General features: G+C 72.6%; 10 protein-coding genes. 7 read left to right on the top strand and 3 right to left on the bottom strand.

The annotated features are described in order from the left end of the window. Positions 1–29: 29 nt before the first annotated feature. Complete coding sequence (locus NDAS_RS17970; RefSeq protein ID WP_013154636.1) at positions 30–1,838, bottom strand: hypothetical protein; 1,809 nt, start codon at positions 1,836–1,838, stop codon at positions 30–32. Positions 1,839–2,149: 311 nt separating this feature from the next. On the opposite strand from NDAS_RS17970, the gene NDAS_RS17965 reads away from it, so the two are divergent. Then, the gene (locus NDAS_RS17965; protein ID WP_013154635.1) at positions 2,150–3,574 is read left to right on the top strand and encodes an aldehyde dehydrogenase family protein; all 1,425 of its coding nucleotides are present in this window, start codon (positions 2,150–2,152) and stop codon (positions 3,572–3,574) included. An 85-nt stretch (positions 3,575–3,659) separates the two neighbouring features. Here the strand turns inward: NDAS_RS17965 and NDAS_RS17960 are convergent, their stop codons facing one another. Then, positions 3,660–4,715, bottom strand: a complete 1,056-nt coding sequence (locus NDAS_RS17960; protein WP_013154634.1) for a trypsin-like serine peptidase — start codon at positions 4,713–4,715, stop codon at positions 3,660–3,662. Between the two features lie 155 nt (positions 4,716–4,870). After that, entirely contained in the window at positions 4,871–6,556 is a 1,686-nt protein-coding gene (locus tag NDAS_RS17955) for a CocE/NonD family hydrolase (RefSeq protein ID WP_013154633.1), read from the bottom strand. Positions 6,557–6,920: 364 nt separating this feature from the next. Between NDAS_RS17955 and dxr the strand changes: the two genes are divergently transcribed. The 6 genes from dxr (at position 6,921) to NDAS_RS17925 (ending at position 13,883) form a co-directional block, all read left to right on the top strand. Next, a complete protein-coding gene (dxr, locus tag NDAS_RS17950) occupies positions 6,921–8,141 on the top strand; it encodes a 1-deoxy-D-xylulose-5-phosphate reductoisomerase (RefSeq protein ID WP_041552846.1) in 1,221 nt (406 codons plus the stop codon). 21 nt (positions 8,142–8,162) lie between these two features. After that, on the top strand, positions 8,163–9,518 hold the full coding sequence (locus NDAS_RS17945) for a M50 family metallopeptidase (protein WP_013154631.1): 1,356 nt from the start codon (positions 8,163–8,165) through the stop codon (positions 9,516–9,518). A 307-nt stretch (positions 9,519–9,825) separates the two neighbouring features. Beyond that, positions 9,826–10,983 carry a flavodoxin-dependent (E)-4-hydroxy-3-methylbut-2-enyl-diphosphate synthase gene (ispG, locus tag NDAS_RS17940; RefSeq protein WP_013154630.1) on the top strand — a complete coding sequence of 386 codons (1,158 nt, stop codon included), beginning with the start codon at positions 9,826–9,828 and terminating at the stop codon, positions 10,981–10,983. Between the two features lie 177 nt (positions 10,984–11,160). Next, a complete protein-coding gene (locus NDAS_RS17935) occupies positions 11,161–11,613 on the top strand; it encodes a hypothetical protein (RefSeq protein WP_013154629.1) in 453 nt (150 codons plus the stop codon). Positions 11,614–11,770: 157 nt separating this feature from the next. Beyond that, positions 11,771–11,962 (top strand): DUF1918 domain-containing protein, encoded by a 192-nt coding sequence (locus tag NDAS_RS17930; protein WP_013154628.1) that lies wholly within the window; start codon positions 11,771–11,773, stop codon positions 11,960–11,962. A gap of 436 nt (positions 11,963–12,398) precedes the next feature. Then, a complete protein-coding gene (locus NDAS_RS17925; protein WP_013154627.1) occupies positions 12,399–13,883 on the top strand; it encodes an amino acid permease in 1,485 nt (494 codons plus the stop codon). Positions 13,884–13,976: the final 93 nt, after the last annotated feature.

Genomic DNA, 13,976 nt, shown 5'->3' with positions numbered 1-13,976 from the left:
CCGGCTCCGGTCCGCCCGCCCGGCCGGGCTCAGTTCGACTGCTGCACGGGCAGGTGGCGGCCCAGGTAGCCGATGTACACGCGGTTCGTGGTGCCCGGCCCCAGGTGGGGGTAGAAGTACAGCCGCGGACAGATCCCGTACTCGATGTCGAGCTTGATGTGCGCGTACATGGGCAGCCGCCCGCTCGGCTCCACCTCCTCGGGCACCCGGAACAGGCGTTTGTCGTTGAGCTTGCCCCGGTTGCGCACGTGGTCCGACTCCTGCGAGGCCAACCGCTTGATGGGGATCACCTGGTACCCGTCGGGGGTCTCGCGCAGGTAGGAGTGGAAGCCCAGCCCGGTGCCGGGGTTGTCGAACTGGTAGCGCGCGTAGTCGTTCAGGGCCAGCAGCGCCTCCCACGCGCGGGTGACCCACAGGGACTCCTTGCGGCTGTCGGACAGCTCGTAGACCGTGGCGTCCTCGATGGTGAAGTACAGGTGCGGCAGGACCGAGTCGTCGGTGATCCGCTCCAGCAGTTCGCGCACGCTGACCGGGGGCCGCCGCTGCGGATCGCTCGGCGCGGGTGCCGCGGCCAGCCGGAACAGCCCGGCCTCGCGCGCCTGTTCGCGCAGCCAGCGGGCCTCGTAGCGGGCGGCGCGCGCCTGTTCGCGCGCGGTGTCGAGCTCCTCGCTCAGGTCGGCGGTCTCGGCCAGGAGCCCGTGGCGCTCCTCGGCCAGCTCGCTGACCCGCGCGCCGAGCCGGGTGACCTCCTCCCGCAGCCGCTGGGTCTGCTGTTCCAGGGCCTCGCGCTCCAACGCCGAGGCGGTTCCGGCCGGGACCGCCCCGCCCTGCGCCGCCTGGTGCACGACGGCCGCGCCCCGGGCCGCGGGCACGCTCACCCGAGGCCGTGCCGTGCCGGGGGCGGACCGCCGCAGGTCGTCGGTCTCCTCCTCCAGCAGCGCGTCCACGGCCTGGAGCGGGTCGGGCAGGCCCACCTCCAGCGCGTTGTCGCGCACCCGCCGTGAGAGGGCGGCGCCCACCCAGTTGCGGATGCGCTCGCCGTCGCGCGCGGTGTCCAGCGTGGCCGGGCTCATCCGGGGGTGGCGGGCGGAGTCCGCCTCGTCGTGCGGGTCCACCCCCGGTAAGAAGGTGCGCACCCCGCCGGGCGGGACGTCCAGGCCCGGCGGCAGGAGCGCTCCGACGCGCTCCAGGGCGGCGTCGTCGAGCACGTACCCCGAGCACATGCCGGTGCAGCGCGACAGCGCCCCGGCCATGGCCCCGCGCCAGTCGGCGACGGTCACGTCGCGGGGCGAACCGGTGGCCACCACCGCCATGCGCCGCAGGGGGTCGCGGATCGTCGCCACGAGCGTGTCCACGAGGTCGTCGTCGCGCCCGCGCACGATCCGGGGCGTGGGCGGCAGCGGGTGGCCGCCGTCGTGGCCGTGCACCGCCTCCAGGAGCATGCGCGCGGCCTCGGGCGGCATGACGTCCAGCCGGGGATGCTCGGAGCCCTCACCCGCCGGAGAGGAGGGGGTGACGGTCATGTCGATCCACACGTACCGCCACGGGGACAGCGCCGGGTCCACGACAGCGGTGGCGACCGTCCGCCACACGCCGTCCGTCTTGTCGGACTCGGTGGTCAGCCGCAGGAAGGACAGGCCCTCGTCGGGGTTGTCGTGCCGTACGACCAGGGCGCGGGAGCGGTTGCTCAGCTCATGGCGCCCCGAGGCGGAGAAGTCCACGCGCGCGCCCGAGTTGCCGCGCTTGCTCAGCCACCGCGACAGGACCGTCGAGGTGACGGCGACCAGGTCGCCGTCGTGCTCCGGGACCGCGACGAGCGTGCGGTAGACAAGCGGCAATGGGCACTCCCGGGATCCCGTCGGCGGTGGCGGACCCGAGGGTCCGGCCGAACGCGCTGGCAGAGCCCTCCTCACCACTGTGGACGAAGGAGGTCGCCGGCGCCAGTCGGCCGACCAAAGATCCCCGGTCAGGCTGTCTGATCCTCAGACGATACCGCCCGTCACCCCGGTGTACACCCCCCGCTGTCGCCCCTGTTCGGAGCGCGGACCCGTGTGCGCGTCGTTCTTGCGCCACGGTGGCCAACTCCCGCGTTCGGGTTGGCAACAGTGGACAAGGCACACCGGGAGAAGGGGGCACTAGCGTCACGGGCATGTCTACGCGTCCGTTCTGGCTGGCCGGCACCGCCGCGACCGGCGACACCGAGATCACCGTCGTCAACCCCTACACCGGCGAGGACGCGGGTACCGTCTCCGTGCCCACCGCCGAGCAGATCGAGGAGGCGGTGGCCGCCGCGCACGCGGTCGCCGCCGAGGCCGCCGCCCTGCCCGCCCACGTGCGGGCCGACGCCCTCGACCACGTCTCCCGGCGCATCGGCGAGCGCGCCGAGGAGATCGCCCGCACCATCACCGCCGAGAGCGGCAAGCCGATCAAGTGGGCCCGCGCCGAGGCCGGACGCGCCGTGTCCGTGTTCCGCTGGGCGGCCGAGGAGGCCCGCCGCGACAGCGGTGAGCTCCAGCGCCTGGACACCGACCCGGGCGGCACCGGCCGCATGGCCCTGGTGCGCCGCGTCCCCAAGGGCCCGGTCCTGGGCATCTCGCCGTTCAACTTCCCCCTCAACCTCGTCGCCCACAAGGTCGCCCCGGCCATCGCCGTCGGCGCGCCGATCATCCTCAAGCCCGCCCCCGCCACCCCGATGACCGCCCTGCTCCTGGGCGAGATCATCGCCGAGACGGACCTGCCCGGCGGCATGGTGTCGGTGCTGCCGATGCCCAACGAGCTCGCCGCCCCCCTCATCACCGACGAACGCCTGCCCGTCATCTCCTTCACCGGCGGCCCCTTCGGCTGGCAGCTGCCCCGCCTGGCCCCGCACAAGCACGTCACCCTGGAACTGGGCGGCAACGCCGCCGCCGTGGTGCTCGCCGACGCCGACCTGGACTGGGCGGCCCAGCGGGTGGCCCTGTTCGGCAACAACCAGGCCGGACAGGTGTGCATCGGCGTGCAGCGCGTCATCGTCGAGGACGCCGTGTACGACGAGTTCGTCCCACGCCTGGTGGAGCGGGTGGAGGCCCTCGGCGTGGGCGACCCCGCCGACCCGGCCACCGACGTGGGCCCGCTGGTGGACGAGGCCGCGGCCGAGCGCGTGGCCTCCTGGATCGACGAGGCCGTCACCGCCGGGGCCAAGCTCCTCACCGGCGGCACGCGCGACGGCGTGACCGTGGCGCCGACCGTGCTCGCCGAGGCCCCGGACGACTCCCGGGTGGTGCGCCAGGAGGTCTTCGGCCCGGTGCTGGTCCTCCAGCGCGCGGCCGACACCGACGCCGCCTTCGCCGCGGTCAACGACAGCGACTTCGGGCTCCAGGCGGGCGTGTTCACCCGCGACCTGCCCACCGCGTTCCGCGCCCACCGCGAGCTGGAGGTCGGCGGCGTGGTCATCGGCGACGTGCCCACGTTCCGGGCCGACCAGATGCCCTACGGCGGCGTCAAGGGGTCGGGTGTGGGCAAGGAGGGCGTGCGCGCCGCCATGACCGACCTGTCCTACGAGCGGGTCCTGGTTCTGACCGGAATCGACCTGTAGGACCGGCGGGGGCCGCCCCCGGACGCGGAACGAGCGGTGTCCCCCGTGCCACGGGGGCCGGGGGACACCGCTCGTCCGGCGGGTACTACAGCTGGGCGGCCTGCTCGTACAGCTCGCGTGCCTCCTGGCCGAGCCGGGGGCCGTACTGGACGCTGCGGTCGTCGGCGTACTTGAAGCTGACCACCGAGGTGATCGTGCCCCGGCCGGTACCGGTGTCGAAACCGGCGAACCAGGGGCCTCCACTGGAGCCCTGCGTCATGGAGCAGCGCACCCCGTTGGCCGTGGTGCCGCCGGTGTCGGGTTCGGTGCGGCCCGAGCAGTAGTGCAGGTGCCTGCCCTCGTACGGGGCCGCCGACGGGTACCCGAACGTGTACACCTGCACCCCCTCGCGCACCTTGTCCTCGGTCCAGGTGCCGAACTCGATCCGCTGGGAGCCCACCCGCTCCTGGACGGTGGTGCCCCCGTCGGGGTTGAGCACCACCATGGCGAAGTCGTAGCTGTCGTCGGCCTGGCGCGACCACTCCGGCGCCACCAGCAGGTCGCTGGCGGTGAACCGCCCGTAGGGGCTCTCCCCGTCCGCGTGGCCGGGCACGAAGGTCCAGTTGCGGGCCCACGAGCCCCGGCCGTCCTTGGCGCAGTGCCCGGCGGTGACCACGGTGCTCCGGTTCGCCGCGTCCACCACCGACGCCGAGCACGTGAAGTCGCGCCCGTCCATGGTCAGGTAGACCTTGCCGGTGGTCCTGGTGACCAGCCCGCCCGAGGTCCAGCGCTCGCCCCGGCTGTCGGGGCGCGGCGCGGCCTGGTGCTCCACTCCCCCGTCCGGGGCCGACCCGTCCTCGGCGGGCGGGAGGACGTCCTCCAGCATGCCGGTGATGGGCTTGGCGGCGGCCATGCGCTCCTCGGTCCAGTAGTCCAGCACGGCCTGGTGCTGGTCGCCGGTCACGGCGGCGCTCTGGTGGGAGAGCCCCGCCACGTGCGACAGGGCCTCGCGGTCCTCCTGCGCGGGAACCGCGGGGGAGTGGATGGCCTGGGTGACGGCGGACGCGGGCGCCGGGAGCTGCTCGGCGAGGAAGAGACCCCCGGCGGCGACCGCCGCGGCGGCGAGGGGGGCGAGGATCCTGTGTGCGGTGGACGAGGTCATGACGAGCATCCTCGCACACTTTCGGTAGTCAAGTGGCTACTTTGTGTTTGTGTCGTTTGCGGTAGGGGAAGAAGGGGCCGTCTCCGGCACGGGGGTGTGCCGGAGACGGCCGGAGGGCGCCCGGCCCGCCGCCGCGGGAGACCCCTCGGGGCCGATCAGGCCAGCGGGACCGTGACCTGGGCGGGGGCCTCCTCGGGGGAGGTCACGCTCACCCGGTCCCCGATGTCGCTCTCGTCCTGGTAGCGCGCGTCCATGCTGTCCACCACCACGGCCAGGCGGTGCCCCGCGGGCACGTCCCAGACCACCGGCGCCAGCTCCGTGTCCACCGTCACCGGTTCACCGGGAGTGGCTCCGCGCAGGGTGTGGGGCGCGTGCGACAGCAGGGAACCCGTTCCGCGCCCGTCGATCGCGTACAGGTACACGTACACCGACTGCTCCGGAGCGGTCGGCGTGAACGTGAGGGAGACCTCCGGCGTCCCCGCCACCCGCGCCCCCTCGGGGTAGGCGGGGCTGGTCCACACGGCGGCCCGGTAGCGGTCCACCGTCGGCAGCAGCACCCCGGTCGGGATGTCGAAGAACTGCTGGAGGGCGCCGGAGAGCATCACCGTGCCGCTCTCGGCCGGGGTGGCGATCCCCGTGCGGAAGCGGTAGTCCCATCCGGTGGAGGGCTCGGGTTCCATGGCGCCGCTGCTCTGCCAGCGGAACCAGTCCGTGCTCGGCTCGGCCAGGTAGTACCGGTCGGTGCTCGCGGTGACCGACGGCCAGTCGGGGTGCGTGGTCCAGCCGCCGCGCCCGTTGTTGGGCCTGACGTGCACGGGCCCCTCGGCGTCCACCTCGTTGGCCTGGCCGCGCAGGTGGTGGTCGAACCAGTCGCCCAGGGCCTCCCACACCTCGTTGGGCAGCCCGGCCGCGCCGAACAGCTCCTGCGTGGCGTGGTCGCCCGGGGTGATCATGAGCCGCTTGGGCACCTCCAGCTCCTCGTAGAAGTCGGTGATGTGGCCCACGGGGAAGATGCCGTCGTTCCAGGCGTGCGCCATCATCACGGCCGTGCCGTTGGCGTTGATGGCGTCCACCTTGGTGGCCGCCGACCGGTCCGGGGCCACGTCCAGGGCGGGCTGGATGTCGCCGCGCCGGTAGGCGGCCTCGATCCCGGCCAGCTCCTCGCCGGGGGTGCCGGTGAGGTGGCCCGCCAGCAGGAGCAGCTCGGCCGACTGCGTGTCCACGGTCTCGTTGGGGTACAGGGAGACGGCCAGGTCGGCCCAGCCGCTCAGCGAGGCCACGGCGCGGATCCGGTCGTCCTCGGCGGCGGTCAGCAGGCTGATGCCGCCCCCGTAGGAGATCCCGGCCATGCCGATGCGGTCGGGGTCGGCGTCGGTGTTCTCCAGCGCCCAGTCGATGACGGCGCTGGCGTCCGCGCGGTCCTCGGGACCGGCCACCCCGATCCCGCCGCCCGAGTCCCAGAAGCCGCGCGAGGTGTAGGCCACGACCTGGTAGCCGGACTCGTGGGCCAGCCTGGCGGCGGCGCCCACGTAGAGGAGGTGGGGCGTGCCCCAGGCGGAGGGCATGACCAGCAGCGGGTGCGGGCCCTCGACCCCGGTGGGGGTGATGACCTTGGCCCTGAGCTCGGTGCCGTCGTGGCTGACGATGGTCTCGTAGCCGATGCTGGCGCCGACCGCGGCCGAGGCCGGGGCGGGGGAGAGGACCGCGGCGGCGAGCACGGCCGCCAGGGCGACGGACAGCAGGCGGGGGAGGAGTCGCGCGGCGGCGCGGAGCCCGGAGCCGGTCCGGGGCGGTCCGTCCTCGCAGGGCGCGGGGCGGAAGGGGGTTCTGGCAGGGCGCATGACGGGGGAACCTCGGGGGGACTGGCGGGGTGGGGGTGACCGATGGGTCGTCGCGCCGTCTCGCCATCGGGGGAGGCCGGGACCCGGGGGCCCGGCGGAGGCGTCCGGGGGGAGCGCCTCACGGGGGTCGTCCTGCCCGGTGGTCCCACCGGGCTGTGCTCGCGTCGCCTGGACGCGCTGTCTGACGGACCGTTCTAACTAGGGGGTAACTTACTCACCGGTTAAGTTAGGTCACCGGGCACCGGTTGTAAAGACCCGGTGACGCGCGATCCCCCTGGTTCCCGTGACCGGCGCCACGGGCCCCGCGCCCCGCCCCGCGGATTGCGGAACAATGGGGAGCGTGCGAGAAGAACAGCGAACAGCAGTGATCCTCGGTTCCACCGGCTCGATCGGGACCCAGGCCGTCGACATCGTCCAGCGCAACCCCCGACGCTTCCGCGTGGTGGGCCTGGCCGCGGGCGGCGGGCGCGTGGACCTGCTCGCCAAGCAGGCGGCCGAGCTCGACGTCCCGCTGGTCGCCGTCGCCGACCCCGACCGCGCGGGCGAACTCGCGCGCGCCCTCGCCGGACACGGCAGCCGCGCCACCGTCCTGGCCGGGCCCGAGGGGGTCGCCGAGCTGGCCGGGAGCGAGTGCGACGTCGTCCTCAACGGCATCACCGGCGCTTTGGGCCTGGAGTCCACCCTCGCCGCGCTGCGCGCCGGGCGCACCCTCGCGCTGGCCAACAAGGAGTCCCTCATCATCGGCGGACCGCTCGTGCGCGGACTCGCCAGGCCCGGCCAGATCGTCCCGGTCGACTCCGAGCACTTCGCCATCGCCCAGTGCTTCCCCCACCTGCCCGAGGGCGAACTCGCCAGCCCGGCGCAGGGCCACGTCCACGCCCGCCGCGACGAGGTGCGCCGCCTGGTCGTCACCGCCAGCGGGGGCCCCTTCCGCGGCCGGGGCCGCGACGAACTGGCCTCGGTCACCCCCGCAGACGCCCTCAACCACCCCACGTGGAGCATGGGCCCGGTCATCACCGTCAACTCCGCCACCCTGGTCAACAAGGGGCTGGAGGTCATCGAGGCCAACCTGCTCTTCGACGTGCCCTTCGACCGGATCGACGTGGTCGTCCACCCGCAGTCGGTCGTCCACTCCATGGTCGAGTACGTGGACGGCTCCACGATCGCCAAGGCCAGCCCGCCCAGCATGATGATCCCCATCGCCTACGGGCTCGGCGCGCCCGACCGCGTACCCGACGCCGCGCCCGGCATGGACTGGACCCGCGCCCACACCTGGACCTTCGAGCCCCTGGACCACGAGGCCTTCCCCGCCGTCCGCCTGGCGTGCGAGGTCGGTAGCGCGGGCGGGACCGCGCCCGCGGTCTACAACGCGGCCAACGAGGAGGCGGTCGACGCCTTCCTCCGGGGAAACCTCGCGTTCCCGGCCATCATGGACACCGTCTCCCGGGTAGTCTCGGAGCACCAGCGAACAGAACGTGCCGGGGGAGCGTCCTCCCACAGAGGACACCTGAGCCTGGACGACGTGTACGCCGCTGACACCTGGGCCCGCACGCGTGCGCGCGAGCTGCTCGCGCGCCAGGCCTGACACCGCCCTGAGGAGAGATGCATGGTCGCCCTGATGACCGTGGTCGGGATCGTCCTGTTCGTCTTCGGCCTGCTGTTCTCGATCGCCTGGCACGAGCTGGGACACATGTCCACGGCCAAGATGTTCGGGATCAAGTGCACCGAGTTCATGGTGGGCTTCGGCAAGACCCTGTGGTCCGTCCGCAGGGGCGAGACCGAGTACGGCATCAAGGCGGTCCCGCTGGGCGGGTTCGTGCGCATGGTCGGCATGCTCCCGCCCTCGCGTCAGAGCGCCGACGGCAGCTCCCGCAAGCTCTCGCGGTGGCGGGCCATGGCCGAGGACGCCCGTGAGGCGTCCTACGTCGAGCTGTCCCCCGAGGACCAGGACCGGCAGTTCTACCAGCGGGCGCCCTGGAAGCGCCTCATCGTGATGTTCGCCGGTCCGGGCATGAACGTCATCCTGGCCGCGATCCTGCTCGCCGTGCTGTTCATGGGCATCGGGGTGCCGCAGAGCACCACCCAGATCGCCACGGTCAGCGAGTGCGTGGTCCCCGCGGGCAGCTCCGTCACCGACTGCGAGGACGCCCCGCCCACGCCCGCGGCCGAGGCCGGGATGCTGCCCGGCGACGTCATCGTCTCCGTCGGCGGCGAGTCCACCCCGGACTGGAGCACCGCCAACCGGCAGATCCGCGAGGCCATGGGTGACACGGAGATCGTGGTCGAGCGCGACGGCGAGCGGCTGCCGCTGAACGTCGACATCGTCGAGAACGAGCTCCCGGCCCGCGACGCCGAGGGCGAGTTCGTCTACGAGACCGACGCCGACGGCGAACCGGTCTACGACGAGCAGGGCTACCGCGTCTACGAGACTGAGGTCGTGGGCTTCCTCGGCATCGTCTTCGCCACCGAGCGCGCCCCGCTCACCCTCGCCGAGTCCGCCGCCGAGATGGGCAACATGATGATCGGCGTCGGCGAGGCCCTCATCGCCCTGCCCAGCAAGGTGCCCGACGTGTTCGCCGCGGCCTTCCTGGGCGAGCAGCGCACCCAGGACTCCCCGGTGGGCATCGTCGGCATCTCCCGCATCGGCGGAGAGATCATGGCCCAGGGACTCCCCGTGGCCGACACCGCCGCGATCATGATCCAGATCCTGGCCGGGGTGAACCTCTTCCTGTTCGCCTTCAACCTGGTGCCCATCCTGCCGCTGGACGGCGGGCACATGGCCGGCGCCATCTGGGAGTGGATCAAGCGCGGCTGGGCCAAGCTGTTCCGCAGACCCGAACCCGCCCCGGTGGACGTGGCGATGCTGACACCGGTGGCCTACGTGGTCGTGGCCTGCTTCCTGGTGTTCAGCGTGGTCCTGCTCGTGGCCGACCTGTTCAACCCGGTCAGACTCTTCGGCTGACCCCCGCCCCGGCGGCCCTCCGGCTGCCGGGGCCTTCCCCGTCCACCGCCGCGGTGACCGCGCGACGGTCGGCGGACACCCCCGCGGCGCCGGGCGTTCACCCTGGTCCGCCTGCTCCGCCTTCCGTGCCGGGCACGCCCCCGGGTACGGGTAACCTGGGGGCGCGATCCGGGAACGACGGCGTAGCCAAGGCCGCCGGACACGGTGATCCCCGGACGCGGACCCGCGCGCTGCGCCGGACACCCATTCCCGAAACGGACGAATCAAGTGCCGCCCCCTCCCCGGCGGCAGACGAGGTGAATCAAGCGTGACCGTCGATCTCGGTATTCCCGCCGCACCGCCGCGCCCGCTGGCGACCCGCCGCAAGACGCGGCAGATCATGGTCGGAAACGTCCCCGTCGGCGGGGACGCCCCGGTGTCCGTGCAGTCGATGACGACCACCCGTACCTCCGACATCAACGCGACCCTCCAGCAGATCGCGGAGCTGACCGCCGCGGGCTGCCAGATCGTCCGCGTGGCCGTGCCCACCAACGACGACGCCGACGCCCTGCCGATCATCGCCAGGAAGTCGCAGATCCCGGTGATCGCCGACATCCACTTCCAGCCCAAGTACGTGTTCCAGGCGATCGACGCCGGATGCGCCGCCGTGCGCGTCAACCCGGGCAACATCAAGAAGTTCGACGACAAGGTCGCCGAGATCGCCAAGGCGGCCGGTGAGGCCGGGACGCCGATCCGCATCGGCGTCAACGCCGGTTCGCTGGACAAGCGCCTGCTCCAGAAGTACGGCAAGGCCACGCCTGAGGCCCTGGTCGAGTCGGCTCTGTGGGAGTGCTCGCTGTTCGAGGAGCACGGCTTCCGCGACATCAAGATCTCGGTCAAGCACAACGACCCCGTGGTCATGGTCAACGCCTACCGCCAGCTCGCCGCGGCCTGCGACTACCCGCTGCACCTGGGCGTGACCGAGGCCGGTCCCGCCTTCCAGGGCACCATCAAGTCCGCCGTGGCCTTCGGCGCTCTGCTCTCGGAGGGCATCGGCGACACCATCCGCGTGTCCCTGTCCGCGCCCCCCGCGGAGGAGGTCAAGGTCGGCAACCAGATCCTGGAGTCGCTCGGGCTGCGCGAGCGCGGCCTGGAGATCGTCTCCTGCCCCAGCTGCGGCCGGGCCCAGGTGGACGTGTACACGCTCGCCGAGGAGGTCACCGCGGGTCTGGAGGGCATGGAGGTGCCGCTGCGCGTGGCCGTCATGGGTTGCGTCGTCAACGGCCCCGGCGAGGCCCGCGACGCCGACCTGGGCGTGGCCTCCGGCAACGGCAAGGGCCAGATCTTCGTCAAGGGCGAGGTCATCAAGACCGTGCCCGAGTCCAAGATCGTGGAGACCCTCATCGAGGAGGCCATGCGCATCGCCGAGGAGATGGGCGAGTCCGGCGCCGAGTCGGGCGCGCCCACGGTCTCCGTGGCAGGCTGAGCCCCTCCCGCCGCCTCCGACGGCCGCGCCGGCCCTTCCGGGATCGGCGCGGCCGTTCGCGTGTGCGGTGCGCACTCCGCGGCAGAGCCACGGAGCCGTCGCTCTCCGTTGTGCTCCGCGCGCCCGGCGGCCATGATGGGACCGTCAGCAGCCGGAACGACCCCCTCAGGAGCCCTCGTGTCCCCCTCACGGATCAAGGTGCGTCTCACCCCGGTCGTCGGAGTCCTCCTCCTCGCACTCGGCCTGCTCAACCTCGTCCTCGGTGTGTGGCTGCTGGGGTTGGGGGATTTCACCATGGGCCTGCCCATCGGCGTGGTCATCACCTTCGCGGGGGCCGTGCAGCTGACCAGGACCTACTTCTGGTTCGATCCCGAGATCGGGGCCGGATGGTCGTCCGTCTCCGGTCCCGCGAGGTTCGGCCCGCTCGCCAGGGGAGTCAAAGCCGAACGGGGTGAGCGCTTCGCGGTCGAGCAGGGCCGACTCACGCACGTGGCCGCGGACGGGACCCGTACCCCCGTCCCGGTGCGGCGGTGGATGGCGAACAGGGCCGACTGGCGCGCGCTGGAGGCCGCCCTGTCGGAGACGGCCCGGCTCCGGGAGCCCCGGACCCCGGACGGCGGAGCTTCCTGACCGGGGGCCGTCGGGAACGTCACCCCGTGCCCTCCCTGTCCCGCTTCCCGCGGTAAAGGGACGTTGTTTGCGCAGGTGGGGGCGGGAAAGGAACATCCCGTTCCGCCGGTCGGCGGTGACGTGAGGACGAGCGCGCGAGAAACGGGAGGGCCTGCCGGTGCATGCGAGTGTGGGGGACCGGATCCATGTCAGGGACAGAGGGACGAGTACGGAGGACTGGGCGGGAGAGGTCATCGAGGTCCGCGGCTCCGACGGGGGACCGCCCTACGTGGTGCGCTTCCCCGACGGCCGCGAGACCCTGATCTACCCGGGGCCGGACGCCGTGGTCGTGCCCGCGACGGCGGAGTAGCCCGACCGGTCGCGCGGCCGGTGCGCCCGCCGCGGCCGCGCACGTTCCCGAGCGCCGAACCGCGAGACGGCCGGGAGGGCCGGGACGCGTCCGCGCACGGACGGTTCCGGCCCTCCGTCATGCCCGTGGCTCCGCCGCGCGCCCCTGACCAGCCTGTTCGCTGTCCGAAGTGGCGGCGGTCACCCAGGGTGATTTTATATGGCATCAATCACAGGGTCCTGCGTTTCCTTGCGCGGCCACGCACGAACCCGCCGCTTCAACCGGACAGACGCAACGAATGTGGGTCATGTTACGTAGATAACGCGGCTACCATTGCTGAGGGCTTCGGGCCGCCCGGACGCGCGGCGGCCGGACCCCCCACCCCCCGCCGTACCTCCCCCGCCGTACCTCCCCCGGGGGAGCGGTGTGCCCACGTACATGAACGAGGAGTAAACACGTGGTGGACCAGAAGAGCCCGGCGGGCACCCGCGGGGCCGCAGGCCCGGGCGGTGCGCCCGCGCTGAGGCAGCGCCTCACCAGGCGCAAGCCGATCGAGAGGCTCGTCGCCGAGACCCGGGACTCCGAGGGCAGCGGCCTCCAGCGGCACATGGGCTTCTGGCAGCTGTCCATGATCGGGATCGGCGCCACCCTGGGCACCGGCATCTTCGTCGTGCTGGGCGAGGCCGTCCCCGTCGCCGGACCGGCCGTCATCGTCTCGTTCGTGCTCGCCGGGATCACCGCGCTGTTCTCCGCGCTCGCCTACGCCGAGATGGCCGGGATGATCCCCGCCTCCGGCTCCGCCTACTCCTACAGCTACGCCACCATCGGCGAGTTCATGGCCTGGGTGTGCGGCTGGTGCCTCATGCTCACCTACGGGGTGTCGGTCGCCGCGGTCGGTGTCGGCTGGGGCGAGTACATCAACGAGCTCCTCCAGCTCACCACCGGCCTGTCCCTGCCGGGCGCGGTGCTCTCCGGTCCTCTGGAGGGCGGTGTGATCAACCTGCCCGCCGCCGTCGTGGTCCTGCTGTCCATGTTCGCCCTGCTCGCCGGGGTCCGCGAGAGCAGCCGCGTCAACGCCGTCATGGTCGCCGTCAAGGTCGCCATCCTGGTGATGTTCGTGGCCATCGCGATCACCGCCGTCCAGGACGGCAACTTCGCCCCGTTCATGCCGATGGGCATGGCCGGTGTCAGCGCCGCGGGCGCCACCCTGTTCTTCTCCTACATCGGCTTCGACTCGGTCTCCACCGCGAGCGAGGAGGCCAAGAACCCGCAGCGCGACCTGCCCCGGGCGATCATGTTCGCGATGATCCTGGTCACCGCGCTGTACTGCCTGGTCGCCTTCGCGGCGGTCGGCGCGCTCGACTGGACCGGCTTCGTCGACGGCGAGACCTCCCTGGCGGGCATCCTGACCGCGGTCACCGGCACCCCCGTGTGGGCGGTCATCTTCGCCGCCGGTGCGGTCCTGGCCCTGGCCAGCGTGGTCCTGGTCGTGCTCTACAGCCAGACCCGCATCCTCTACGCCATGTCGCGCGACGGCCTCATCCCCAAGGCCTTCTCCACCCTCGACGCCAAGGGCACCCCGCGCGCGAACACCCTCATCACCTCCGTGCTCATCGCGGTGCTCGCCGCCCTGGTCCCGCTCGGGCCGCTCGCCGACGCCACCGCCATCGGCACCCTCTTCGCCTTCGCCCTGGTCAACGTGGCCGTCCTGGTGCTGCGGCGCAGCAGGCCCGACCTGCCGCGCGCCTTCCGCGTGCCGGGGGCGCCGGTCACGCCGGTCCTGGGCGTGCTGGCCTGCGCCTACCTCATGTTCAGCATGTCGATGAGCGTGTGGGTGGCCTTCCTGGTCTGGCTCGCCGTCGGCGTGGCGATCTACTTCGCCTACAGCATGCGCCGCTCCGCGCTGGAGACCGACCCCGAGGTCAGCGAGGTCCGCTCCTAGCCGGACCGGTCGGGAACCGCGTGTGAGGGGGCCGGGGGATCCCCCGGCCCCCTCGCGTGTTCCCGGGGGGAGTGCGGCGCACCACATGCCGCG

The sequence above is a fragment of the Nocardiopsis dassonvillei subsp. dassonvillei DSM 43111 genome (assembly GCF_000092985.1).
Lineage (GTDB): Bacteria > Actinomycetota > Actinomycetes > Streptosporangiales > Streptosporangiaceae > Nocardiopsis > Nocardiopsis dassonvillei.
This window is presented reverse-complemented; position numbering and strand designations above follow the sequence as displayed.

Coding starts and splice junctions, on each gene's coding strand:
- NDAS_RS17965 (WP_013154635.1), top strand. CDS start 2,150: ATGTCTACGCGTCCGTTCTGGCTGGCCGGCACCGCCGCGACCGGCGAC.
- NDAS_RS17960 (WP_013154634.1), bottom strand. CDS start 4,715: ATGACCTCGTCCACCGCACACAGGATCCTCGCCCCCCTCGCCGCCGCG.
- NDAS_RS17955 (WP_013154633.1), bottom strand. CDS start 6,556: ATGCGCCCTGCCAGAACCCCCTTCCGCCCCGCGCCCTGCGAGGACGGA.
- NDAS_RS17945 (WP_013154631.1), top strand. CDS start 8,163: ATGGTCGCCCTGATGACCGTGGTCGGGATCGTCCTGTTCGTCTTCGGC.